The sequence below is a fragment of the Arthrobacter sp. zg-Y1219 genome (genome assembly GCF_030125545.1).
Classification (GTDB): domain Bacteria; phylum Actinomycetota; class Actinomycetes; order Actinomycetales; family Micrococcaceae; genus Arthrobacter_B.
Genome location: NZ_JASKLY010000019.1, coordinates 73,508 through 98,528 on the forward strand (window position 1 = coordinate 73,508; position 25,021 = coordinate 98,528).

Sequence of the window (25,021 nt, forward strand, 5' to 3'; positions counted from 1 at the left end):
CCATGATCTTTTCCAACACCACATCTGACGCCATCGACTTCCCCGCGGAAGCCCCCGCCGGTTCGACGACCGCACACCTGACACCCGAGCGGTGGACCACGGCAAACCGGCACCTGATCCGCAAGGCGCTGGCGGAGTTCTCGCACGAGCGCATCCTCGCCCCGGAACCGGTCAGCCCGGCGGCAGACACCGCGGCCGCACCGGCGACGACACGGGCGTCGGCAGTCATGGCCGCAGGACCGGCACGGGCCACGGAGGCCGCCTACCGTCTGGTGTCCGACGACGGCGGTGCCGAGTACCGCTTTGCCGCCCGGCTGCTTGAACTTGACCACTGGTCGATTCCCGCCGCGAGCATCCAACGGTTTGCCGGAGGAACTGAAACGTCGCTGGACGCACTGGTTTTCATCACCGAGTTCTCCGCCACTCTGGGCATCAACGACCAGATGCTGCCCGTCTACCTCGAGGAAATCAGCAGCACGCTGGCCTCCCACGCCTTCAAGAATTACCCGGGTGCGCCGTCGTCGGACGCACTGGCCCGCGGAGCCACCAAGGGCTTGGATCCCGCCGCCGATTTCCAGGCGGTTGAGCGTTCCATGATCGAGGGACATCCCTGCTTTGTTGCCAACAACGGCCGGCTCGGCTTCGGATCGGACGATTACCTCGCCTACGCACCGGAAGCAGGAGCTCCCGTGCATCTGGAGTGGATCGCCGTCCGCCGCGACCGCTCCGTCTTCACCTCCCTCCCCGGCCTGGATTACCGGACCCATCTGGAGAACGAGCTGGGTGCCGCCGCCGTCGCCGGCTTTGACGCCCGGCTGGGGAGCCTCGGAGCCGATGCCGCCGATTACCTGTACATGCCCGTCCATCCGTGGCAGTGGACCAATAAGCTCACCGTGACCTTCGCGGCCGAAATTGCGCAGGGGCATCTGGTGCATCTGGGAACCGGCGACGACATGTATCAGGCGCAGCAGTCGATCCGGACGTTCTTCAACCGGGACCGGACGGACCGGTGCTACGTGAAAACGGCACTGTCCGTGGTGAACATGGGCTTTATGCGCGGCCTCTCCCCCGAATACATGCTGGCAACCCCGGCCATCAACGACTGGCTGGACGGTCTGGTCCGAAACGACAAAACCCTGCAGGCGGCCGGTTTCAGCATCCTGCGCGAGAATGCCGCAGTCGGCTACACGAACCGCTATTTCGAGGCCGGCTCCCCCAAGGGCTCGGCCTACCGCAAGATGCTCTCCGCCCTGTGGAGGGAGAGTCCTCTCGAACGGCTGGACAGCGGTGAGCAGCTGGCCACCATGGCCTCCCTGCTGCACACCGATGCCGGCGGCCGGCCGCTGGCCTCAGCGCTGATCGAGCAGTCCGGACTCGGCGCCCAGGCGTGGTTGGAGCAGTATCTCCGGGCCTACCTGGTGCCTCTGTTGCACTGCTTTTATGCCTATGAACTCGCCTTTATGCCGCACGGCGAGAACCTGATCATGGTGCTCCGGAACGGAGCAGTCCAGCGGACGATCATGAAGGACATTGCTGAGGAAATCGTGGTGATGGGCGACCGCACTCCCCTGCCGGAGGACTGCACCCGCGTACGGATAGACATCCCGCAGGACGACAAGGTCCTCTCGATTTTCACCGATGTGTTCGACTGCATCTTCCGCTTCCTGGCGGCCCTGCTGGAGGAAGACGGGCAGCTGGAGACCGGCAAGTTCTGGGAAACCGTGGCATCGGTGGTCCTGGAGTACCAGGACGCGCATCCGGAACTGGCAGCCGAGTTCGCCACCCACGATCTCTTCGCCGAAGATTTCGTCCTCTCCTGCCTGAACCGGCTGCAGCTGCGCAACAACCAGCAAATGCTGGACCTGAGCGATCCGTCGGGCGGGCTGCAGTTTTCCGGCCGGCTGGACAACCCGCTGGCACGCTTCCGCCGCTGACCCGCCGGTGACCCCGGTGCCCGGATTTCCCAGTGCAGCGGGGTCTGCGGACCTCCGGGTGCCCGGGGCCTCCGGAGTCAGCGGGTCAGCGCAGCGCCGAGATCCCGGTGATGTCGCGGCCCACAATGAGGGAATTGATCTCGTACGAGCCCTCGTACGTATAAATGGCTTCGGCATCGGCGAAGACTTTGGCCATGCGGTAGTCGGTCACGATTCCGTTGCCGCCCAGGATGCTGCGGCCCAGCGCCACGGTTTCGCGCATCTTGCGGCTGGCATAGGACTTGGCCAGCGCCGCCTGCGCCATGCCGTCGGATTCGCTCCTGGCGGCGGTCCGGTTGCCCGCCGAAGGGTAGCCGCCGCGTTCCAGTTCGGCGACGCGGGCGAGCATGCCGGTGCTCGCCACAGTGTTGCCGAGCATCCGCACCAACTGCTCGGTGACGAGCTGGAACGACGCCAGCGGCCGCCCGAATTGGTGCCGCTCCACGGCATAGGCCCGGGCAATATCGACGGCGGCCAGCTGGGTGCCCACCGCCTGCCAGCCCACCATGATGCGGGACCCGCGCAGCAGGTGCTTGATGTCCTCGAAGCTGTCGATGCCGGCCAGCCGGTCGGCTTCGCGGACACGGACGCCGGTCAGCGTGATGTCGGCATTCTGCACGGTGCGAAGGGCCGTCTTGTTTTCGATTCTGCTGCGGTGCACACCGGGCAGCGAGGCATCCAGCAGGAACCCGCGGATCTTTCCGGTCTCCGGTTCGCGGGCCCACAGCAGCATGTAGTCGCAGAAGGTGCCGTTGCCAATCCAGCGTTTGCTGCCGTTGAGAATCCAGGAATTCCCGTCCCGGACGGCGGTGGTCTCCATGCCTCCGGCGACGTCGGAACCGTGGTCCGGCTCGGTCAAGGCGAAGGCTCCGGTGATCCGCAGCGCCAGCGCGTCGGCCAGCAGGCGGTCCTTCTGGTCCTGGGAGCCGAAGGCATGCAGGGCCTCCACAAAGAGGTCGTGGTGGACCATGAAGAACGTTGCAATGGAGGTGTCCGTCCGGGTCATTTCAGCGATCACCAGCCCGGTAAACAGTGGGCTGTAGCCCTGCTGCACGGGAGTCGAGAGCTCCAGCGCCGCGAGTTTGGGCAGCAGCTCGGTCGGAAACCGGGCGTCCTGCCACCATTGGGCAGCATGCGGGGCGACCTCCGCGGCGAGGAACGCCCGCAGTTCGGCGAGTTTCTCCTGTTCCCGGGCGCTCAGCAGATCTTCGAAGGCATAAAAATCGGCGTTCGGAAGCGCTGAAACGGGCGGGGCCACGGAGGAACCGGAAGGGGCGGCAGGAAGCGCCGAAGCCCGCAGGGCCTCGGAGGCTGCGGAGGAGCCGGAAGGAACGGGAGGACGTGGAAAAGTGGACGGAGCGGAAGAATCAAGAGCCAACTCAGCGCGGTCCCATCCGAATGGCGCCGTCCAGCCGGATTGTTTCGCCGTTGAGCATCTGGTTCTCGATGATGTGCGCTGCCAGGGCCGCGTATTCATCAGGCCGGCCCAGCCGGGAGGGATGCGGCACCTGGCTGCCCAGCGAGTCCTGGGCCTCCTGCGGCAGGCCCGCCATCATGGGGGTCTCGAAGATTCCGGGGGCGATCGTGACCACTCGGATCAGGTGTCTGGCCAGTTCCCGTGCCAGCGGCAGCGTCATGGCCGCCACACCGCCCTTGGACGCGGCGTACGCCGGCTGCCCAATCTGTCCGTCGAAAGCAGCAACCGAGGCAGTGTTGATGATGACCCCGCGCTCCGGAGTGCCGCCCGTTTCCACCGGATCCGTCTCGGCCATGGCCTGCGCCGCAAGCCGGCACACGTTGAACGTGCCGATCAGGTTCACCTGGATGACGCGGGCAAAATCGTCCAGCGGCAGCACACCGTTGCGGCCCAGCACCTTGCCCGGAGTGGCGATGCCCGCACAGTTCACGGCCACGCGCAGCGGACCGGCATTCATGGCAGTTTCCACTGCCGCCGCCATCTGGCCGGCGTCGGTGACGTCGCCGGGAACAAAACGGGCGTTATCGCCCAGCTCGGCGGCGTAAGCCAGCCCGCCGGAGGACGGAAGGTCGACCAGGATTACTGACGCTCCGGCGTCGTACAGCCTGCGGGCCGTGGCCCGCCCCAGCCCGGAGGCACCTCCGGTAACGAGTGCCGATGCGCCAGAAATGTCCATGCGTTCTCCTGCGAAAGTTACTGCCCGCCCCTGCGGCGGCACATTGAGCCTACTGTGATCCGCCACACAACGCATCTTCAGCCGGGCGGCGGTGCCGGTTGAACACCGGCCCTCCGGCACCGCTTCCGCTCCGGGCTTGACCCCTCGGCTGTAACGGCGGCACCGACAGGTCTAGGGTGGTGCGCATGCTTCCCGAGGAACCACTGCACGAAATCCAGGCCCGCGCAGACGCCGCCGCCGCTTCCGTCACGGCTGCCTACGCCCGTCCCCTGCTCCGCCTCCCGGGCACCACGCTGGCATCCGTCGACAACCCCAGGCCCCGGCGCGTGCTGCCCGGCCCCTGGCACTACTGGTGGCAGGCGCACTACGTGGATGCGCTGGTCGATGCCGCCCTGCGCGGAGCTCCCGGCGCGGCCCGGCAGGCCCATGTGCTGGTGCGCACCATCCGGCTCCGGAACGGGCTGCGGGCCACCAACTGGTACTTCGACGACATGGCCTGGCTGGCGCTGGCCGTCCACCGGTTGGATACGCTCGTGCCCGTCCGACCCGAGCGGAATCAGGACGACGACGGCGGTGCCGCAGCGGCGCACGGGCGCCAGCACCCGCGGATGCTGGCAGCACTCGGTGACGCCCTGCGGTCAGCCCACACCCTGGACTTTGGCGGCGGACTGTACTGGAACCGGCGACGCACCTTCAAAAACACTCCGGCAACGGCCCCGGCGGCGCTGCATTTCGCGCGAAGCGGTGAACGCGAGCGCGCCCAGTCGCTGATCGACTGGCTCAACACCGTTCTGATCGATCCCGGCACCGGCCTGTACCTCGACGGCGTCAAGGCAGCGGACGGCAGCTCCGGGGAGACCGCTGTGGAACGGGCCGTCTACACCTACAACCAGGGCCCGGTCCTCGGTGCGCTGCTGGAGCTTGGCGGTCCGGCAAACCTCTCCCGCGCCGCAGAACTGGTCGGAGCCATCAGCAATGAGCTGAGCCATGCGGGCACCGCCGTGCTGATCACGCACGGCACGGGAGACGCCGGCCTGTTCACCGGAATTCTCTGCCGTTACCTGGCTCTGGCAGCGCTCTCGCCAACCCTTCCCGAGGACCGGAGGGAGCAGGCCGCTGAACTGGTCACCGCAACGGCGCAGGCACTCTGGGCGGGACGGACCAAGCGGGGGCAGCGGACGGTTTTCTCCCCGCATCCGCTGGAACCGGCGGACCGGCATTATCCGGCCGGAACCGGCGTCGGCCTTTCCACCCAGCTTTCGGCCTGGATGATCCTGGAAGCGGCAGCCCGGGTCCGGCGCGGGCTCAGCTGAGCGCGCCGCGGGGCGCTCAGCCCAGCCCAGCTCAGCCCACCCGCCCCGGGGACCCGGCCGACTTTCAAGGGACGCTGCCGACTTTCAGGGGACGCTGCGACGCTGCGGCCCGGTCGTTGAGATCGGCGAGTGTCAGCCGGTGGCGCGGAGACGGCGGCAGCGGATAGCTGGTCTCGATCTGCAGCGAAGGCTTGATGTGGAGGAGTTCCCCGGAGTTCATTAATCGCCAGTTGGGGTTGTCGTCCATTTTTTCGGTGGCCAGCAGCACGGCAGGGCGCTGCTTGTCGCTCAGCTCCTGGCTCCGGACGCTGATCCGCTGGGTTGTCATGCCGCTGTGCGGGTCGTCAGCGGAAAGCTCCAGCACGTAAAGGGGGTGGGTGTCCGGGTAGCGCACCGCCCAAAGGTCCGCCGCGGTGGTCACAATGATGTTCAGCGCGAACAACCGCAGGTTCTCGGCAACCCAGCTCAGGGCCGAGGCGATGGCGGCATCGACGTCGCCCCCGTTACTGCGCGCCTCGGCCGTGATCAGCGCAAACACCCGCTCACTGTCCGTTTCGCCTTTCACCAGATCCATCACGCCCAGTTGCCGCAGCCGGACGTCGAGCCGGTCCAGGTCCTCGACCACTCCGTTGTGGGCCAGCAGGCGGTTGTCCTGTTCAAACGGATGGGTGTTTACCTTCAGCTCACCGCCGGTGCTGGCATAGCGTACGTGCGCGAGGAACGTGATGCTCTCCAGGTCCCGGGCTTCGGCGGCGAATTGCTTGTCCTCATAGGCCGCGATCGGAGCCTTTTCCACCACCGGCCGGCCCTCGCGGTCATAGGCTCCGATACCGAAGCCGTCAGCTTCCCGCCGGCTCTGCTGGGCCAGGCTGTCCGGCGCGGTCAGGAGCCAGAAGGTGGCTTTGACCGGATCTGCCCCGGCGTGCATAGCGAAGAGCCGACACATGGTGATCCTCCTGGATTCGCCGCTGCAAGACGGTCCCGCCGCGGTATTTCCCTCTGACCGTGCGTGATCGTTCCAGCCTCCCGCGGCGCTCAGGCAAAGGCAAGGGCCGGCCTGTCAGGGAGCCCTGCGCTGCGGATAAGGGGATTTGCCCTCCGCCAGCATCCGGACCAGTGACGCGATTTTGCGCTCCCGGGTGGCAGGGGTTTTGACTGCGTTCATCCGAAAGAACAGGGCATACCGGTTTTGGGAAGTCAGGACCTCATACATGGCCTGCGCCGCGGGCACCTCGGCGATCGCGGCCAGCAGGTCCTCGGGAACCTCAGCGGCAGCCGATCCTGCGTAGGCCGTCTCCCACCGCCCGTTGGCTTTCGCCTGCTCGACGGCGGCACGGCCGGCCGGGTGCATCTTGCCTGCTTCTTCCAGCCGTTCCACGAATCCGACATTTCGCCGGCTCCAGATGCTGCGCGGCCGCCGCGGGGTGAACCGCTGGAAGTAGCTTTCCTCGTCGCGCCGATTGGCCTGCCCGTCTATCCAGCCGAAGCACAGGGCCTCCTGCAGGGCTCCGTCATAGGACAGCGCGGTGAGGCTTCCGCCCTTGCGACCCAGGACCAGCTGCACCCCCGGGGAGTCCGCATGGTGGGTCTCCAGCCAGCTGCGCCACGCTTCGGCGTGCGGCAGCAGCAGCTCGGGCAGCGGTGCCTTGGGCTGCTTGGGCTGCGTCGGTTGCTTGGCCTGCCGGGGCGGCGTCGGCTGCTTGGCCTGCTTGGCCTGCTTGGCCGCCGGGCCGGACGCCGTCGGCTCCTTCTGCGAGCTGCTCATGTGCACGAGGTTAAGCCCGAGGCACGCACTGCTGAAAGGGTCCGCCAGTTCAGCCGAGGGCCAAAGCGCCGCGCGTCGGCTCAGTGCCCCCGCCGGATTGCGATAGAACACTGCTATGAGTGTTCGTACCCCTGATCCTTATCCCGGCTGGCTTTCCGAAGAAGACCTGTATGAGGCGAGGCAGCGTCTTCCCATGGTCTATGTGGAGGCCGTGCCGGTCCGCTGCGATCCCCTGGGCTACGTCACCGAGGTCGGCCTGCTTCTGCAGGCGACCGACGAGGGCAAGATGGTCAGGACCTTTGTTTCGGGCCGTGTCATGTACCGGGAAACCATCCGCGCGGCCCTGCTGCGGCACCTCGAAAAGGATCTGGGGCCGATGGCCTTCCCCCAGCTGCCGCCGGCCCTGACGCCGTTTGCCGTGGCCGAGTATTTCCCCTCGCCCTCGCAGTCCGGGCTGACCGATGAGCGCCAGCACGCCGTCGCACTGGCCTACCTCATTCCCGTCACGGGTGAATGCGAACCCCGCCAGGACGCCCTGGAGCTGTCCTGGCTGACGCCCGAAGAGGCTCTGAGTCCGGAGATCTACGCCGAATTTGCCGGCGGCCGCGGGGACCTGCTGCGGCAGGCCCTGGCCTCGGCCAGCTGGGGACGCTGAGCGCGCGTTACCGCTTCTTTATATACTGGGGGCCGATTGCCCGACGCGAAGGAACCTGCCATGACCGAGAGCCAACCGGAATCTTACACATTCCGGGTCAATGCCGAGCTGCTTGCGCCCGGACAAATCCCGGTGCATGAAAGCACCTCGCTGGCTCCGGTCCGGGACAGCTCGGTGGAGAACGACGACTTCGGCGCACCCGCGCTCGTCCAGCTCGTCCTCGAGGACGGAATGAAACTCCGCCTTGCCCACGGATCCTCCGTGCGGGTCCGGGCTCCTGCCCCCTCGGGGTCCCCGGCCGATGCCGTGCGCGTGGTGCCGGCGGACGAGGAGAACTATGCCGCCGTCGTCAGCGGCGCAGCTGCGGCGCATCCGGAGGACCACCACGTCCAGGAACTGGCCGCCCGGCTGGGCCGCGGCCTGAACGTGAAGTCCGGAAGCAACCTGCGGGATGTCCGGGATCTGGCGCACACGCTGTACGTGGACCTGGATGACTCCGAAAATGCCCTGCAGGTCTGCAACATCATCACCGGACTTCCGTTCGACGGAAACTTCGGCCGGTGGAACTGGATTCAGAACGCGCTGGCGCTGGCCGCCCACATCACGCACGAGGCCGGAGACGCCGAAACCTCCGCAGCCTATGCGCAGGCTGTCCGGGCCGGCGACGCCGCTGAGAGTGATCCGCTGAAGGCCAAGCTCGCAGCGGAGCTGCTGCAGCGCCAGTTGAATGAACCCAACCTGTACGACCGCGAAATCCACCGTTCGGCGGAGGCCGGTGACGGGCACAGCGAACGCGACTGGCGCGTGCTGCGGCTCGATGCCCTGCTGTACCTGCGGGCGCACGGCGGATCCCAGACGCTTTCGGAAAGCGAGCTGGAACGGCGGATCCGCAACGAACTGATCGCCGTGCGGGGCCTGAACCTGGATCTTTAGGAACGCCGGGCGCCGGGGTCCCGGACCCCGGCCGGCGCGGCAACGGACCGGGCTGCCGCCAGTCGGCGCCGGCCGAGACGCCGGTTGTGCACGTGGATGACCAGCACCATGGCCATGCCCACGGCTGCCCCGATGACTGTTTCCACGGCGCGGTCCTGAATCAGCAGCACCGCGTTGCTCGGGTGCGCCAGTTCGGTGCTGACCAGCGCCAGCGGAGTGATGACCACCTGCGCCAGGGCGTACTGGCGGGCAACGAGCAATTCCGCGCCGAACTGCAGCAGCGCGATGACCACCACCATCTGCCAGGGTTCAAGCCCCGGCAGCAGGATCAGCGCGGTCAACAGCAGACCGGCGAAGGTGCCCAGGATCCGGTGCAGCCCGCGGTACATGCGGTTGCGCACCGTCAGCCCCACCAACGGCACGGTGGCCGCGACCATGGCCCAGTAGTTGTGGCCGATGCCCATGGCCGTGGCGATCGAGCCGGCAACGGCGGCGACAACGGCGTACTGCCCGGCGTCGGCGTAGATGGCCCGGCGCTGGAGCCAGGTGAAACGCGGCCGGTTCGGCTTCACCCAGGGCGTGCGGTACGCAGGCCGGAGCCAGCCGGAGAGCCCCAGCAGAAGCGAGAAGGCCACCGTTGCGCCAGCGGCCAGCAACGCCTGCCACAGCGGCGGCTGGCCCGGAACGGAGGAGATCGCAGCATAGGCAAAAATGTGGAACAGCGACCCCGCCGGACGAAGCCGCCAGAAGCCGGTGGCCAGGGTTCCCAGCCCGGCCACGGCAGTGGTTCCCAGGACGATCTCCCACGGGCCGGGATCCAGCCGGGAGGTCAGGGCGCCTGCAGTGATCACTGCCAGCATCAGGGCCGCGGCGCGCAGCTGGTGGCCGAAACGCTGGCGGTGCGGTTCGTTCCGCCCGTAGATTCCCGTGAAGGCGCCAAAGGTGGCGAAAATCGCCAGGTCAATCCGGCCGAGGCCCAGCAGCAGGAGCAGGGGCAGGCCCACGCCGAGCCCGCAGCGCACCGCCACTTGGTGGTCGTTGTTCGCGGGGGCGATCCGGAACATGTCGCGCAGGTGACTCACGGGAGGCTCAGCCTTTCACATGCCTTCGAGGCTGGGTGGGTGGGGGCGGCCGAAACCGCACCTTCCACCGTACTCCCGCGGCTAACCGCGTCCGGAAAAACGTGGCGCGCGTCCCAGCGTCCGGCGTCGTTCCGGCCACTGCCGGGCAGCGCACCACCCGCGGCGGCCGGTAAGGCAAAATGGAGGGGTGTCCTCCTCAACATTTTCCTTCGCCCTCGGTAAGCGCCTGCGCGAAACCACTGCCCCTTCCGCTGAGCAGACGCAGGCCAACGGCGGTGAATTCCAGGGCCGCACCGGCACCATCACCACACCGCACGGGGAAATCGCCACACCGGCGTTCATCGCCGTAGGAACCAAGGCGACGGTCAAGGCCGTGCTGCCCGAGTCGATGGCGGATCTGGGCGCGCAGGCGCTGCTCGCCAACGCGTACCACCTGTACCTGCAGCCGGGCCCCGACGTCCTGGACGCCGCCGGCGGGCTGGGCAAGTTCATGAACTGGTCCGGACCCACCTTCACCGATTCCGGCGGCTTCCAGGTCATGAGCCTGGGCGCCGGCTTCAAGAAGGTCATCAACATGAACGCCGACGGCACCACCCACGCCACCGGTGCGGACGACGCCGTGGCGCCGGGCAAGGAGCGCCTCGCGCACATTGACGACGACGGCGTGTGGTTCAAGTCCCACCTCAACGGCGACAAGCACCGCTTCACCCCCGAGGTCTCCATGCAGGTCCAGCACCAGATCGGCGCTGACATCATGTTCGCCTTCGATGAGCTGACCACCCTGATGAACTCGCGCGCCTATCAGGAGATGTCCCTGGAGCGGACGCGCCTGTGGGCGCAGCGCTGCATCGACGAGCACCGCAGGCTCACCGAAGAACGGGTCGGCAAGCCGTACCAGGCACTGTTCGGGGTGCTGCAGGGCGCCCAGTACGAGGACCTGCGCCGGAAGGCCTCCCGCGATTTGGGGGCGATGGACTTTGACGGGTTCGGCATCGGCGGCGCCCTGGAGAAGGAAAACCTCGGCACCATCGTGCGCTGGTGCACGGAGGAGCTGCCCGAGGACAAGCCCCGCCACCTGCTGGGCATCTCGGAACCGGACGACATCTTCACCGCGATCGAAAACGGGGCCGACACCTTCGACTGTGTCTCCCCCACCCGGGTGGCCCGGACCTCGGCGTTCTACACCCCGCACGGACGGTTCAACCTGTCCAACGCCCGCTTCAAGAAGGACTTCACACCGCTGGTGGAGGGCTGCGACTGCTATGCCTGCGCGCACTACACCAAGGCGTACATCCACCACCTGTTCCGGGCCAAGGAAATGGTGGCGTCCACTCTGGTGTCGATCCACAACGAGCGCTTTACGGTGAAACTGGTCGACGACGCCCGGCTGGCCATCGAGGACGGCTCCTTCTTCGATTTCAAGGCCGACACCCTCGGGAAGTACTACAGCACCAAGATCTAGCCGGCAGGCGGCGCGGCGGCGTAAATCGCCGCATAGCTCGGTTCGCGCTTTTTGATGGCCTTGATGACGACTGCCGTGACCGGCACGAAGAGGAACTCGATGAGTGTCTTGTACACGAAGCCGAACAAGACGTAGTTGATGAAGCCGGCTGCGTCGGTTATTCCGATGACCGGCGCGGCCACGGCACAGAAAATCAGCGTGTCGGCGAACTCGCCCACGCCGGTGGAGGCCATCAGCCGGCCAATCAGTGCCCGTTCCCGGAACCGTTCCTTCATCTTGACCAGGACCCAGGAGTTGAGGGTCTGGCCGGCAAGGAAGCCGAGCAGGCTGGCCGCGACGATCTGCCAGACCGGACCCAGCGCCAGTTCCAGGGCCGCCTGTTTGGCTTGCCCGTACTCGTCGTCGAAGCCGGGCAGCGCAATGATGACGGCAAAGCTGATCGCCGCGACGGCGGCCACCGCGAAACCCGTGAAGATGGCGCGCCGCGCTGCCTTGAAGCCGTACACCTCGCTGATGACGTCACCGAGGATGTAGGCCAGGGGAAAGAGGAAGAAGCCGCCGTCGGTCACGATGCTGAAGTCGCCGAAGATCGGCCCCAGCACCACGCCCTTGGTGGCCCCGATATTGGAAATGACGATCACCACGCACATGAGCGTCAAAATGATGTCGTAATGGGAGCTGCCGCGGGCCGCAAAGGACGGAGCGGATGCCGGAGCGATGCCGGTCGGGGTGTGCATGATGGGTCCGTTTCGTAGTGGTTCGCCGGAGCCTTCTCCGGCTGTATTAGCACTGTGCCCGCTGCACCGGGCTGCCCGTGGGGGCCGTCGTCAATTCTGCCACGTTCTGCTCGGCACTCTGCTCCGCACATTTTTGAACGTGTTCAAAAACGTGGTGTACTGGCGGGCGGGCCGGCCACTGCGGGCTGACATCTGAAGAAACAGGGATCGATGATGGCCGCGACGGTCAAGAGCGAACAAACCCGGCGGTTACTGATCGATTCGGCGCTGCTGCTTTTTCGCACCCAGGGTTACGCCAAGACCACCATGCGCAGCATCGCCGAGGCAGCTGACGTCTCGGTAGGCAACGCCTACTACTACTTCCGGTCCAAGGACGAGCTCGTGGCGGAACTGTACCGCTTCCTTCAGGATGAACACCGCAGCCGGGCCCTGCCGCTGCTGCGCGAAGGGCACAACCTGGGCGAGCATCTGCGGCTCATTCTGCTGGCCAATTTGGACATTATGGCTCCGTACCACGACTTTGGCGCCCATTTTCTGCGGACCGCCTTGCCGCCGTCGTCGGCCCTCGAACCCCACGGCCGCCGGGGCTCCGCGGACGCCGGCATCGGCCGCGCGAAATCGGTCGCCCTGTTCCGGCAGGCGGTCACGGCCTCGCGGCCGCAGCCGCCGCTGGCCATCCGGGATGACCTGCCCGAACTCCTGTGGCTGGTGCACATGGGCGTGACGCTGTTCTGGATTTATGACCGCTCGCCCGGACAGCGGCGCTCCCGCCGGCTCGCGCACAATGTCGCCCCGCTGGCCGCAAAGCTCGTCGTCCTCTCCCGCCTTCCCGTGGTCCGCAATATCGTGGAGGATGTAGTCCGCCTATTTCAGGGAGCCAGACGCGATGACTGACAGCGCCGACGACGTCGCACCACCTCCGCTGCTGGCCCCCACCGACTCCCCGCACCCCGAGCCGCGGGTGTTTCCGGGGCCGTTGGCTGCGGCGCTCGGCTATGTCGTTGCCTGCCTTGTGCTGGCATCCATCGCCACCGCCGCGGTGGGCTGGGGAACGGCGCGGGATTTTTGGGGCTATGTCTGGACCGTCGTCGTCGCCGCGTTTTACGCCGCCGGACTGGGGCTTTTCACCGCTCTTCCCGTGGCCGTTGTCCTGGCCTGGTCGCTGCGCCGGGTCCTCAACCAGGGCCTTCACATCCTGGCGTTTTTCTTCGTGCCCACCGTGCTCGCCTGGCTGATCATCGGGCTGAGCGTGCATGCGGTTTTGGTGCCGCTGCTGATGGGTGCGGCCCTCGGCCTCTCGATGGCCGCAGGCCGGGCCGCGATCTGGCGTTTTTCCCGCGCCCGTCCGTGACCGGCCCCCGGTCCATCCGCACCCGCACTTTCCGGGAAACGCGGCAACAGAGCGCCGCTGGCACCGTTGAACGTTTTGGGTGGAAGATGGAGTCATGTCTGCTAACACACACTCCGCCGGGACCGCTGCTCCGGCCATCACCCTGACCATTGCCGGCTCCGAAGCCACCGGCGGTGCCGGCGCACAGGCTGACCTGAAAACGTTCCAGGAGCTTGGAACCTACGGGATCGCCGCCCTGACCTGCATCGTCTCGTTCGATCCGCAGGACAACTGGAACCACCGCTTTGTGCCCGTTGAGGCCCAGGTCATCAGCGACCAGCTCGAAGCCATCCAGTCCGCCTACGACCTGACGACCGTCAAGATCGGCATGCTGGGAACGCCGGCCACCATCGACACCGTCGCCAAGGCCCTCCAGAGCCAGGAGTGGACCAACCTCGTCCTGGACCCGGTCCTGATCTGCAAGGGCCAGGAGCCGGGCGCCGCTCTCGACACCGACCGGGCCCTCAAGGCACAGATCCTGCCGCTGGCAACCTTCGTCACCCCCAACCACTTCGAGTCGATGTCCCTGTCCGGCATGGACGCCATCGAAAGCGTGGAGGACCTGCAGGAAGCGGCGCGCCGGATCCACGAAGCCTCCGGCGCTGTCGTTCTCGCCAAGGGCGGAGTGCGGTTGGCCGGCGATGACGCCGTCGATGTTTTCTTCGACGGCGAGACCATGGAGGTGCTCCGCGCACCGAAGGTGGGCGACGTCGCCGTCAGCGGCGCCGGCTGCACCCTTGCCGCGGCGATCACCGCCGAGCTCGCCAAGGGCGCCACTCCGCTGGAAGCCGCCAAGACGGCCAAGGCCTTCGTGACCGAGGGCATCCGCAACCGGGTCTCCTCGCACACCCCGTTTGATGCCCTGTGGCAGGGCAACGCGGGCAGCGGACCTGCCCTCTAAGCGCTCTTCGCTCTAGGCGCTCTTCGCGGCGAACCCGGCAGGCTTGTGCCCGGCGGGTTCGCCTCGCGGAGGTTTAGCGGTGGAGGTTCTGGCGCAGGAGTTTAGCGGTGGAGGTTTAGCGGTGGAGGTTTAGCGGTGAAGCAGTTTCGCGCAGCCCCGGTGCAGGGAGAGCGCACTCCTGACCGTCTTCGAGGACAGGAGCCGCTGATGTTCGGTCTGCAGAGCCTCGAGCTCCCGGCCCTGCCGCTCCAGGTAGGACCGGAGCCGGTCCTCCTCCACGCCGGCCTGCCCTGCCAAACGCGACCCCGCGTAAAATCCGGTTGCGGCTTTTTCGGCTGAGGCCAGCCACGGACCACCGGCATGGAACCGCTGCGCGGGCGGCAGGTCGGCTGCGGAACGGGATGCCGGCGGCAGATCGGAGCCGGCGGACGACTGCGCCGCGAAAACCGCGGCGGCCGCGTCCCACCACAACCGAGCCGAGGCTTCGCGGGACGGCCGGGCCGCTGCCAGGTGGCTGGAGATTTCAGTGCGGCGCTGCCAGGTTTCCGTGAGCGCCGGACCCAGCAGCCCGTCTTCCAGTGCGGGAAGCGGCAGGACGAAGTCCGCCAAGCCCCAGTTGCCCATTGCCCCCGCCAGCCGGACTCCGCTGTAGGTGTCCACTGCCAGGCCGAGAACCGGAACCCCGGCCGAAAGCGCGAACACCGCAGGATGGTAGCGCGAAGTCAGGACGAGCGCGGCGCCTGCGGTGACCGTTGCCGTCTGCCGGGCCGTGAGGACCGGCAGCTGCCGCGACGGCGTGCTCATGGCTTCGGCGATGCGGGTATGCGATTCCCTGTCCCAGCCATGCTCCGCGCCGATACCCATGTGCGGAATAAACACCGCCGGCAATCCGGTCTGCCCGTGCAGGGCATCAAGCTGCGAAGCAATTCGCTCAGAAAAGTCGACTGAGGCACCCGAAAACGGCGAAACCGTGACGGCCACGTACCCGTGCTCCGGCAGGTTCTCCGCCAGATTGTCCGGCAGGTTGTCCGGCAGGTTGTCCGGCAGATTCTCCGCCGACAGGAACGACGCGTCGTCCAGGCCCGCCACCGGAGTGGCGCCCAGGCTGCGGGCCAGCTGCGTGGAGACCGGTTCCCGCATGGAGCTCAGGTCCGCCGCCTCGAGCATCTCGGCCAGGACGACGGCGTCTGCAGCCGTCAGCTGCGGACCGAGGGTCTGGCCGGAAATAACCACCGGCTTTCCCAGGGCACGCGCGACCGCAACGACGGCCGCCCGCTCGTAGAGCAGCCAGCCGTACCGCGAGTTCAGGTTGCCGCCGCCGGCAATCAGGACGCCGTCGCACTTGGACAGTTCGCCGATCAGGGCGAGGGCCGGGTCTCCAGCCGGCAACTCGGATGCACCCGACAAGTGCCCGCGTATCCGCTGCAGGCGGGCCTCCCGCTCAGCGGGGGGCCAGGGGAAGGGCAGCGTCGCGGCGGCCGGGAATCCGAACAGCCGCTCGGTCTGTGCCAGGTTGCGGGAGAGGAGAAGCACCTGCAGGCCGCGGCTGTGCAGCTCGTCCGCTGCGGCATGGCCCATGGCTTCGTCACCGGCGTGGTAGACGTCTTGGCCGAGATCGGCAAGGACGGCAATGCGTGCGCTCACTTGCGGGACTTTCCGCGCAGGGCGCCCCGGAACATCTCGGTCGCGGTGCCTCCCCGGCGCAGGATGCCGCTGAAACTGGTCCTGCGGGTGACCGTGTCCTCAAGCCGGCGGAGAGCCTCATTGAGGTGCGTCTGCATCGCGTCCAGCTGCCTGCGGTTTTCCAGCAGCAGCCGTTCCTGGTCGTCCATCATGCGGCCGACCTCCAGGAGCATTCCCATGCCGCCTGCGGCCAAGTCCTTCCGCAGGTACTGGTCCCGGACGCGGCGATCGAAACGCCGGTGGTCCTCTTCCTTGTCGAAGATGCTGTTGGCGTCGGCACCACTGGCAGCGGGCCGCTGGCTCCAGAACGCCAGCGGTTGTCCGTCGAGGAAACCGATCGTGTGGCGCGCCAGTATCCGGATGTTGAATTCCCAATCCCCGCAGACGTCAAGTTTTTCGTCGAAGTAGCCCAGTTCCTCATGAAGGGAACGGCGGTAGAGGAAGGAAATGGGGACGGCCCGGTTAATCTGCAGCATCTCCCCCAGCGATATCTGCTGCATATTGCCCCAGAAAGGCTCGGAACCCGTCTCCCGGATTTCATCACCGACAATTTCTTCGTAGCGTATATTCGTCCGGACGACAACCCCCGCATCGGAGTAATTGTCGAGATGGCTGACCGTCCGCTGCAGAAATTCGGGATGCCAAAGATCATCGTCGTCATGGATGGCTATGTACTCAGAGTCACAGCTCCGGATGCCGGCATTGGAGGCTGCTTCCATGCCCCTGCTCTGCTCATGGTGCACCACTGTGATCTGTTCCCGGACCGTTTCCGGCAGGCGGCCAACCACACCCTTAATCGATTCCGGCAGACCCCCGTCGTTGACGATAACCACCCGGAACCGACGGTAAGTCTGGGCGAAGATGTCGTTCAACGCCCGTTCCAAGAACCGCGGCCGATCCTTGGTTCGAACAATGACTGCTACGGACGATGGTGCTTGCACTGACACTTGGCTCCCGGGGTTTGGCTCCACTTCACTTCACACGATACCGGCAGCCGAAGGCGGCGCCGATTTGCCCGGCGGCGGACGGCGACACGCCCGGCCCGTAAAAGGGCGACCTTTACTGTTGACATCCGTTTATGGAGGAACAAAAGTACAGGTAGCGCCCCGATTGAATTCTGACCGAAAAATCGCGGAACTACCCAGATGCACTATTACTCGATACCTCATTGCCTGGTCTCGGTCCGTGGGATTCGAAATTAAAAGATCTCGGATCCCAGATTCCGGCATCCTCTTTTAATAAGGAGAAGTATGAACAATCCAAACCATCGGAGATCAGGAAAGGCTGCACTGGCAACACTTGCCGGCCTGGCTCTGGTCTCCAGCATGTGGACCCCGGCTTCGGCCGTGGAGGGGAATCCGCAGGGGGATCCAACTGCGCAGGGACTGGCCCGGGCAACTCCGGACCTCAAGGTCTCGGCAGACTTGAAGAAGAAGCAGGGCCCGGTCTCAGTGTTCGTCCAGTTCACCGGCAAGGGCGCCTTTGAGCAGACGCAGCCGCAGGAAGTTCGTGACGGACTTGCTGCGCCGCAGAACAGAGCTCCCCAGGTCCAGGAGATCCGCTCCGCGATCGAGGCGCAGGCTGCGGAAGTTGCAGCACAGGCTTCATCCAGCATTATCTACACCACCACCAACACCGTTCCGGGCGTTGCCATCAACGGAGACGCTGAGGCCATCAGGGCCTTGGCCGCCCGGGGCGACGTTGCAAAAATCACCGGCATCGTCCCCAAGACCCACGAGAACAAGGGCGGGGATATCGATGTCCGGGCCCTGGACTCCTGGACTCAGCGGGACCAGACCGGAGAGGGCGTCACCATCGCCGTCCTCGACACCGGCGTGGACTACACCCACGCCGATTTCGGCGGTCCCGGAACCCTGGAGGCGTTTGCCCAGGCGCAGGCCTCCGATGAGATGCCGGCCGCGGATTCGGGTCTTTACGACCCGGAGAAGTTCGCGGGCGGCTGGGACCTTGTGGGCGACGCCTACAACGCGGATTCGACCGCCGGGGAGCTGTACAACCCGATCCCCAAGCCGGACGCGAATCCGCTGGACTGCCAGAGCCACGGATCGCATGTTGCCGGCACGGCCGCCGGGTACGGCACCAACGCCGACGGCACCACCTTCACGGGTGATTACTCGGCCCTGACCGCCGATGACGTCAACAAGATGGGCATCGGCCCGGGAACGGCCCCCGAAGCCAAGATCGTCAGTGTCCGCGTGTTCGGCTGTGATGGTTCCTCCGAGGTTGTCGGCCAGGCTCTGGACTACGTTCTGGACCCGAACGGCGACGGCGACTTCAGCGACCGCGCCCAGGTTGTGAACATGTCCCTGGGCTCCAGCTTCCCGGCCTACGACGATCCGGAAAACGACATTGTCAACGCGCTGACGGCGCAGGGCATCCTGTCAGTGGTTTCCTCCGGAAACTCCGGCGACATCTACGACATCGGCGGTTCGCCGGGCAGCGCCGAAACAGCGCTGACCGTGGCCAACAGCGTCGGTTCGCAGACCACCCTGGACGCTGCGAACGTCCTGGCCCCCACGGCAGGCGAGGCGTCCGGCCAGTACACGGCCAGCTTCAACTACGCCGCTGCACCGGCCGAGGCGCTGACCGGCACTGTTGTCATGGGACCGGACGGTGACAACTCCGACGGGTGCGCACCGCTCGATGCCGCCGCCGACAACGCCGGCAAGTGGGTTTGGCTCTCCTGGGACGACTCCGTCAGCCGTGAATGCGGTTCCCTGGTCCGCTGGGACAACGCGGCCAAGGCCGGCTACGCCGGCGTCGTCGTCGACTCCACTCTCAATGGCTTTGACGCCGGTGTTGGCGGCAACGCGCTGATCCCCGGAATCCAGCTCACCGCAAACTCTTCCAAAGAACTGCGCACCGCAGCCGAGGCAGGCACGCTCGAAATTCAGCTCGCCACCGATTTGGTGGGTGCGGTCACCGGAGAATCCGGCGCACTGGACACCCTGAATCCCAGCTCCTCGCGCGGCGTCCACGGCTCCAACGGCGTCATCAAGCCCGACGTCGCCGCTCCGGGCACGCAGATCAAGTCCGCCCAGGTGGGCACCGGCACCGGCGCTTCCATCAAGAGCGGAACCTCGATGGCGGCTCCGAACGTTGCCGGCATCGCCGCCCTGGTGATTGCTGAGACCGACCTGAACCCGTACGAGGTCAAGTCGATCATCATGAACACCGCCACCCACGACCTGCTGACGGCCGACGGCGTCGTGTACGGCCCGAACCGCGTTGGTTCGGGACGCGTCGATGCACTGGACGCCCTCGAGACCCAGGTCCTGGCCTACGATTCCGAGAACCCCCGACTCACGTCGGTGAACTTCGGCGTCCTGGAACTCGGCACCCAGCCGATCGAGCTCACCCGCTCGGTCACCGTGGAGAACAAGGGTGATTCCCAGCAGATCTTCACGGCCGAGTACCTGGCCGCCACGAAGGTTCCCGGCGTCACCATCACCACCGCAACCGGACCGATTTCCGTTCCGGCCAACGGCAAGGCGACCGTCCCGGTCACGCTCAGCATCGCGGATCCCGCGGCGCTGGCCAAGACGATCGACCCCGCCGCGGAGAAGACCCAAGGTCAGAACAACGTCCGCCAGTACATTGCAGAAGCCTCGGGCCGGCTGCAGCTGACCAGCGATGCCGCCACCCTCCGGGTGCCGGTCTACTCCGCTCCGAAGCCCACCTCCAACATGAAGGCGAGCTCCAAGATCACGTTCGCTGACGAGTCCGCGCTCTCCGCGCTGACCACCTTCAGCGGCCGTGCCCTGAACCAGGGCGAAGGCACCGAAGCCTATGTTTCAGCAGTGACGCCGCTGGTGCTCGGTGCCGAGAGCGAACGCGCAAGCGATCTGCCCCTCGAATCCCTGTACTCCCTGGATCTGCGGACCGTGGGAGCCTCCTCCAACGTTCCGGCACTCGCTGCAGCGAAGGGTGACTCGGCCGCCGCGGTATTCAACGTTGGCGTGAGCACCTGGGAAAACTGGGCCTCGCTGAACGCCAACAGCCAAATCTCCGTTGAAATCGACACCAACAATGACGGTGCAACGGACTTCTTGGCCGCGACGACGTCGGCATCCGGCGTGGACCAGTCGGTGTTCGTGATGTACCCGGTTGTCAACGGAACACTCGGAAACTCCTTGGGTGTCCTGCCGGTGAACGGCACAGACGGAAGCATTGATACCAACAACTTCGATACCAATGTGGTGACCCTGCCCATCCCCGCCGCTGCCCTCGGTCTGGACCTCACGAAGTCCGCGCCGATCCAGTACCTGGTTTCCACACACAACAACTTCAATGTTGATGAGACCGGCCAGACCGTTCCTGTCGATTCCACCGAGTGGATTGGCTTCAACGTCACCCAGCCGGCCATGTGGTTCCAGGGAGCTGCGGGCACCGAAAATGCCACGACCTTCATCGAGGCTGACGCAGCAACCCTGGCGGTCAACCGTCAGGCCACCACCACCGGAGGCAAGGCACTGTTCCTGCACCACCACAACGCCGAAGGCGTCAAGGACCAGGTGGCCAAGGTTGAACTCGGCCCGCTGCGCTTCCCGGACGTTCCGGGCACCATGTTCGAAGCAGACATCAACTGGATGGCTGACGAGGACCTGACCACGGGTTACGACGACGGCACCTACCGTCCCGCCGGTTCCATCAACCGTGACGCCATGGCGGCATTCCTGTACCGTCTGGCCGGCTCCCCGGCCTACGATGCACCGGATGTTTCCGCCTTCACTGACATCGCACCGGACAACCAGTTCTACAAGGAAATCTCATGGCTCGCGTCAACAGGGATCTCCAAGGGTTACCCGGACGGCACCTTCCGCCCGCTTGCCCCGGTGAAGCGCGATGCGATGGCTGCCTTCATGAACCGGTTCGCCGGCGAACAGTGCTCCGTCGAGGATGCCCTGGGCTACACGGCACCGGGTGCTGCGTCGTTCACCGACGTTCCGACGGCCGATCAGTTCCACCGGGAGATCTCCTGGATGAAGGACTCCGGTGTTTCCACCGGTTACCCGGATTCCAGCTTCCACCCGCTGGAAGATGTCTCCCGTGAAGCGATGGCTGCATTCATCCACCGCCTGGACACCTACAACAACGACAACGGCGGCTGCAATTCCTTCTAGTTCCTCCGGGAACACGCGCAGTAGCTAAAAGCGCAGCAGCAGCTAGAAGCAGAGCAGTAGCTAGAAGCACAGAACAGTGGGCCCGGGAGGAATCCCGGGCCCACTGTTCTTTTTGCGCGTGCATCCGCGATGTTTGCACATACTGTGGGGCACAACGATGGAAACGCACCTTGGGGGATGCAGTGAGCCAGATTGCACGAGAGAACGAAACAGACGCAACCCGGACCGGAGAGGAGCTTCGAGTCAGCGCCCGGTTTGGCCGCACAGCCATATCCAACCGGGACATGGCTCAGCGTGCGGCCGCCGACAGCAGACCGGGCGGGCCGGCATCAGCCGCTCTGCGGGTGGCGCCCCTTCTGTTTCTCACCGGAGCTGAGGGGGAACGCTCCATCGTCGTGGGCCACGTCCTGGTGGCGGTGTGCCCGGGCGGCGTCTCGCTGGAGGCCACCATCGTTGCAGCGTGGTCCGAAAACGGCGCGGTGCACGAATTTGTTCTGATCTCCCCCGAAGATGGCGACCAGCGGGAGGAAACGGAACACCTGACAGCCGCCCATCTGCGCACGCGGGTCGAACTCCCGGCAACAACCGATCCGACGCTGATGGCGGCCGGTCTGGCGAAGACGCTCGCCGAGTCTTCGCGCAACACCATGGGCGCCGTCCGCGAAGTTCGATACGCGTTGGAAGCGTACTTGGCTCAGTCCAGCAAGGACACGCATGCATCGGAGCAGTACACCGACGTCATTGCCGCACTGCTCCAGTTGAACATCATCTGCGGCCGCGCCGCCGATCAGGCGCGGGAGGCCGCCCGCGAGGGACTCTGGGTTCACACGACCGATTCGGAGGCCTACCACGCCTACCGAAAGCTGCAGGATCCTGCACTCATCAACGAACACGCTCCCGCCACGCATCTGACCCGTCCCTGGATGCGGGCCCATGATGCCGCAATGCGGCAGTGCCAGGAAATGTGCCGGCAAGCGGAAAAGGAGTCGGAGTCAATCCGCATGCTGCTCTCGGCCGCGTCCAGCATCTCGAGTTCACGAGAGGCGGACGCCCAGGCCCGGTTCAACCTCCTGATTGCCCTGCTCTCGATCGGACTGGGTATTCCGGCGCTCTTCCTGACCCTGTACGGGGCCAACCTCCTGCTGCCGATGAACACCTGGCCGAAGGTGGGGGCTTTCGTGCCGGTCGGCATCGCACTGCTGGCGGCCGGCGCCGCAGCGATTTGGTACGCGCCCCGGCTCCAAACGGCGGGTGTGGCTGTTCTGCGGCAGCGCGGTGCTGCTGGTCCTGGTCTTTATGATCGTGGCGGCAATAATGGCCCCGGTCACGCTCAGCTAGGCCGCGGCGGCACGCTCGCAGCCCGTGCCGTCCCATCCGCTGGTGAATGCCGGCCTACTTCAGGAGCCGGGACAGCCTCCGGTCCGCCAGCAGCTTTCCCCCGGTTTGGCAGGTGGGGCAGTACTGGAGCGAGGAATCGGCAAAGGAGACCTCCCGGACCGTGTCGCCGCAGACCGGGCAGGGTTCTCCGGTGCGGGCATGAACACGCATCGCCCGCCGCTTGGAGTCCTTCAGCTCCGCGGCCGGACGTCCGGACGCATTGGCGATGGCTGACTCGAGGACGGCCCGCAGCGCCTGGTAGAGCCGCTCAACTTCTTCGGAGGTGAGCCTGGCGGCGGTGGCGAACGGTGACAGATGGGCGGCATGCAAAATTTCGTCGCTGTACGCATTGCCGATCCCGGCGATCACCGACTGGTCCCGCAGCAGGCCCTTGATCTGCCCGCGATGTGCGGCCACCAGCTGCGCAAAGGCCGGATAGTCGACGTCGAACGCTTCAGGTCCCAGCCGCGCGATGCCCGGAACGTCCAAGGGATCCTTCACCAGGTAGACCGCCAGTGACTTCTTTGTGCCGGCTTCGGTCAGGTCAAAGCCCGGCGCAACCCCGCCGTCGTCGTCGGGACCCCCGGAGGCAAAGCGCACCCTCAGCGCCATGCGCCCCTTGCCCGGTTTCAGGCGACCGGGGGCCAGTGCATCGGACCAGCGCAGCCAACCGGCCCTGGCCAGGTGCATCACCAGGTGCACTCCGCCCGCGGTGAGGATTATGAACTTGCCCCGGCGCTCAACACCGGACACCGGTCCGGCTTGTAGAACGTCAAGCGGCACCTCAGCTGTTTTCAGCACGGCGAAGGAGAGCACCTCCACATCGGAGATGACAGCCGGCGGAGCACCGGGCGGCAGGAGCTTTTCCCGCAGGAAGTCGGCGAGTCCCTGCACTTCAGGCATCTCAGGCATGCACTCACCCTAACGGTTTGCCGGATTCCGGTCAGTCCCCCGCGTGCGACCGCAGGAAGGAATACACCTCGGTCTCGTCCACGCCGGGAAACGCACCCGGAGGCAGGGCTGCCAGCAGGTGGGAGTGTGCCCGGGCGCTGGGCCAGGCAAACCCGGACCATTCCGAGGCCAGTTCCCCGGGCGGGGTGCGGCAGCAGTCCGGATCGGGACAGCGGGACTTCGACCGGGCGGTGGTGTCCCGCCCGCGGAACCACTTCACATGAGCGTAGGGAACACCGATGCTCAGCGAGAACAGCCCGCCGGAGCTGCGTTCGGTGCGGGCCGTGCACCAGTAGGTCCCGGCCGGAGTGTCCGTGTACTGGTTGAAGGCACTGAACTTGTCAGGCACCGAAAACACTTCCCGGGAGGTCCAGTACCGGCAGATCGGCTGGCCCTCGATGGCTCCGGTGTGGTCGGCCGGAAACGTCACGCCGTCGTTCTCGTAGGCCTTGTAAACGATGCCTGACTCATGCACCTTCTGGAAATGCGTGGGAATGCCCAGATGTTCGGTGGCCAGGTTGGTGAACCGGTGCGCGGCGGTCTCATAGGAGACGGCAAAGGCGTCCCGGATGTCCTCGACGGCGATTTCCTTGGCCGCCTTGGCCCGCTGCAGGAATTCGACGGTGGCGTTCTGCGGCAGCAGCAGGGCAGCGGCGAAATAGTTGGTCGCCACCCGCTGGCTCAGGAACTCCCCGTAGCTGCGCGGCGTCTGGTGGTCCAGCACATAGTGGCCCAGGGCCTGCAGCAGCACGGACCGCGGATCGTGGTCCGAGCGCTGGGACTGGGTCAGGTAAATGCGCCGGTTCTTCAAATCCGTCACCGACCGGGTGGAGTGCGGCAGGTCAGCGACATGGTGCAGGGCGAAGCCCAGATGGGCGGCGATGTCGGCGATCACATGCTGGGAGAGCGGCCCGGAGGTGTGGCCCACCGAGTCCAGCACCTCCTGCGCGGCCTGTTCGTACTCGGGGAAATAGTTGTTGCGCTCGCGCATCATCTTCCGCAGTTCGCCGTTGGCCCGACGGGCCTCCTCGGGCGTGGCAACCTGCTCGTTGAGCCGGCGTTCCAGCTCGGACTGCAACCCCACCAGGGACTCGAGCACGTCGGTGGGCAGGCGTGAGCTGATCCGGACTTTGGGCAGCCCGAGGGAGGAGTACAGCGGCCCGCGCTGGGCCCGTTCGAGCTCGATTTCCAGAGCTGCGCGCCGGCTGGGCGGCTCCGAGCCCAGCAACTGGTCAATGCTGACGCCCAGCGCCGCGGCGAGGGACTGCATCATGCCCAGTTTGGGTTCGCGCTTGCCGTTCTCGATCAGGGACAGCTGGGAGGCGACGGTGCCGACGGCAACACCGAGGTCATCCAGAGTCATTCCCTTGCTTTTGCGCAGGTGCCGGATGCGCCTGCCCATGCTGATCACGTCCACGGTCCGCTCCAGATCGGAGCCGGGAACGGGGGTGCGCGCTGCCGGAGCGGGCCGGTTCCATGTTGTGTCGGTCACATTTTTAGAT

General features: G+C 66.1%; 20 protein-coding genes. 9 read left to right on the top strand and 11 right to left on the bottom strand.

The features are described from left to right. The first annotated feature begins 2 nt into the window (after positions 1–2). Entirely contained in the window at positions 3–1,934 is a 1,932-nt protein-coding gene (locus QNO00_RS14690; protein ID WP_284025090.1) for an IucA/IucC family protein, read from the top strand. Positions 1,935–2,019: 85 nt separating this feature from the next. Here QNO00_RS14690 and QNO00_RS14695 read toward each other — a convergent pair whose 3' ends face one another. Next, complete coding sequence (locus tag QNO00_RS14695; protein ID WP_284025030.1) at positions 2,020–3,231, bottom strand: acyl-CoA dehydrogenase family protein; 1,212 nt, start codon at positions 3,229–3,231, stop codon at positions 2,020–2,022. A 121-nt stretch (positions 3,232–3,352) separates the two neighbouring features. Then, the gene (locus QNO00_RS14700) at positions 3,353–4,126 is read right to left on the bottom strand and encodes a 3-hydroxyacyl-CoA dehydrogenase (RefSeq protein WP_284025031.1); all 774 of its coding nucleotides are present in this window, start codon (positions 4,124–4,126) and stop codon (positions 3,353–3,355) included. 185 nt (positions 4,127–4,311) lie between these two features. Here QNO00_RS14700 and QNO00_RS14705 point away from each other — a divergent pair, with 185 nt between their 5' ends. Beyond that, positions 4,312–5,439, top strand: a complete 1,128-nt coding sequence (locus QNO00_RS14705; RefSeq protein WP_284025032.1) for a glycoside hydrolase family 76 protein — start codon at positions 4,312–4,314, stop codon at positions 5,437–5,439. 64 nt (positions 5,440–5,503) lie between these two features. Here QNO00_RS14705 and QNO00_RS14710 read toward each other — a convergent pair whose 3' ends face one another. Together QNO00_RS14710 and QNO00_RS14715 are read right to left on the bottom strand one after the other, a co-directional pair. Further along, positions 5,504–6,385: a class II glutamine amidotransferase gene (locus tag QNO00_RS14710; protein WP_284025033.1), complete on the bottom strand. Its 882-nt coding sequence runs from the start codon at positions 6,383–6,385 to the stop codon at positions 5,504–5,506. Between the two features lie 114 nt (positions 6,386–6,499). Then, positions 6,500–7,204: a YdeI/OmpD-associated family protein gene (locus tag QNO00_RS14715; protein ID WP_284025034.1), complete on the bottom strand. Its 705-nt coding sequence runs from the start codon at positions 7,202–7,204 to the stop codon at positions 6,500–6,502. Between the two features lie 115 nt (positions 7,205–7,319). On the opposite strand from QNO00_RS14715, the gene QNO00_RS14720 reads away from it, so the two are divergent. Next, positions 7,320–7,859: an NUDIX hydrolase family protein gene (locus tag QNO00_RS14720; protein ID WP_229967877.1), complete on the top strand. Its 540-nt coding sequence runs from the start codon at positions 7,320–7,322 to the stop codon at positions 7,857–7,859. Positions 7,860–7,919: 60 nt separating this feature from the next. Further along, positions 7,920–8,792, top strand: coding sequence for a DUF6707 family protein (locus QNO00_RS14725; RefSeq protein ID WP_284025035.1), 873 nt, complete (start codon positions 7,920–7,922; stop codon positions 8,790–8,792). Here the strand turns inward: QNO00_RS14725 and QNO00_RS14730 are convergent. Then, positions 8,789–9,874 (bottom strand): FUSC family protein, encoded by a 1,086-nt coding sequence (locus QNO00_RS14730; protein WP_284025036.1) that lies wholly within the window; start codon positions 9,872–9,874, stop codon positions 8,789–8,791. The two genes, QNO00_RS14725 and QNO00_RS14730, sit on opposite strands and share 4 nt — an antisense overlap. Before the next feature lie 187 nt (positions 9,875–10,061). Between QNO00_RS14730 and tgt the strand changes: the two genes are divergently transcribed. Next, a complete protein-coding gene (gene tgt, locus QNO00_RS14735) occupies positions 10,062–11,336 on the top strand; it encodes a tRNA guanosine(34) transglycosylase Tgt (RefSeq protein ID WP_284025037.1) in 1,275 nt (424 codons plus the stop codon). Here the strand turns inward: tgt and QNO00_RS14740 are convergent. Next, positions 11,333–12,073, bottom strand: coding sequence for a queuosine precursor transporter (locus QNO00_RS14740; protein WP_284025038.1), 741 nt, complete (start codon positions 12,071–12,073; stop codon positions 11,333–11,335). The genes tgt and QNO00_RS14740 overlap by 4 nt on opposite strands. 210 nt (positions 12,074–12,283) lie before the next feature. Here QNO00_RS14740 and QNO00_RS14745 point away from each other — a divergent pair, with 210 nt between their 5' ends. From QNO00_RS14745 to thiD, 3 genes are all read left to right on the top strand, one after another. Continuing rightward, complete coding sequence (locus QNO00_RS14745) at positions 12,284–12,967, top strand: TetR/AcrR family transcriptional regulator (RefSeq protein WP_349643494.1); 684 nt, start codon at positions 12,284–12,286, stop codon at positions 12,965–12,967. After that, positions 12,960–13,424, top strand: coding sequence for a hypothetical protein (locus tag QNO00_RS14750; protein ID WP_284025039.1), 465 nt, complete (start codon positions 12,960–12,962; stop codon positions 13,422–13,424). Before QNO00_RS14745 ends, QNO00_RS14750 begins: the two co-directional genes overlap by 8 nt. 94 nt (positions 13,425–13,518) lie before the next feature. After that, positions 13,519–14,364, top strand: a complete 846-nt coding sequence (gene thiD, locus QNO00_RS14755) for a bifunctional hydroxymethylpyrimidine kinase/phosphomethylpyrimidine kinase (RefSeq protein ID WP_229967863.1) — start codon at positions 13,519–13,521, stop codon at positions 14,362–14,364. Positions 14,365–14,493: 129 nt separating this feature from the next. Here the strand turns inward: thiD and QNO00_RS14760 are convergent, their stop codons facing one another. After that, positions 14,494–16,008, bottom strand: a complete 1,515-nt coding sequence (locus tag QNO00_RS14760; RefSeq protein WP_284025040.1) for a polysaccharide pyruvyl transferase family protein — start codon at positions 16,006–16,008, stop codon at positions 14,494–14,496. Beyond that, complete coding sequence (locus tag QNO00_RS14765; RefSeq protein ID WP_349643495.1) at positions 16,005–17,018, bottom strand: glycosyltransferase family 2 protein; 1,014 nt, start codon at positions 17,016–17,018, stop codon at positions 16,005–16,007. Before QNO00_RS14765 ends, QNO00_RS14760 begins: the two co-directional genes overlap by 4 nt. 279 nt (positions 17,019–17,297) lie before the next feature. Here QNO00_RS14765 and QNO00_RS14770 point away from each other — a divergent pair, with 279 nt between their 5' ends. Further along, positions 17,298–21,191, top strand: a complete 3,894-nt coding sequence (locus tag QNO00_RS14770; protein ID WP_284025041.1) for a S8 family serine peptidase — start codon at positions 17,298–17,300, stop codon at positions 21,189–21,191. Positions 21,192–21,520: 329 nt separating this feature from the next. Here QNO00_RS14770 and QNO00_RS14775 read toward each other — a convergent pair whose 3' ends face one another. From QNO00_RS14775 to QNO00_RS14785, 3 genes are all read right to left on the bottom strand, one after another. Then, positions 21,521–22,084, bottom strand: a complete 564-nt coding sequence (locus QNO00_RS14775) for a hypothetical protein (protein ID WP_284025042.1) — start codon at positions 22,082–22,084, stop codon at positions 21,521–21,523. 499 nt (positions 22,085–22,583) lie between these two features. Beyond that, positions 22,584–23,480 carry an Fpg/Nei family DNA glycosylase gene (locus tag QNO00_RS14780; protein WP_229967852.1) on the bottom strand — a complete coding sequence of 299 codons (897 nt, stop codon included), beginning with the start codon at positions 23,478–23,480 and terminating at the stop codon, positions 22,584–22,586. 31 nt (positions 23,481–23,511) lie between these two features. Beyond that, positions 23,512–25,011: a helix-turn-helix domain-containing protein gene (locus tag QNO00_RS14785; RefSeq protein WP_502863405.1), complete on the bottom strand. Its 1,500-nt coding sequence runs from the start codon at positions 25,009–25,011 to the stop codon at positions 23,512–23,514. Positions 25,012–25,021: the final 10 nt, after the last annotated feature.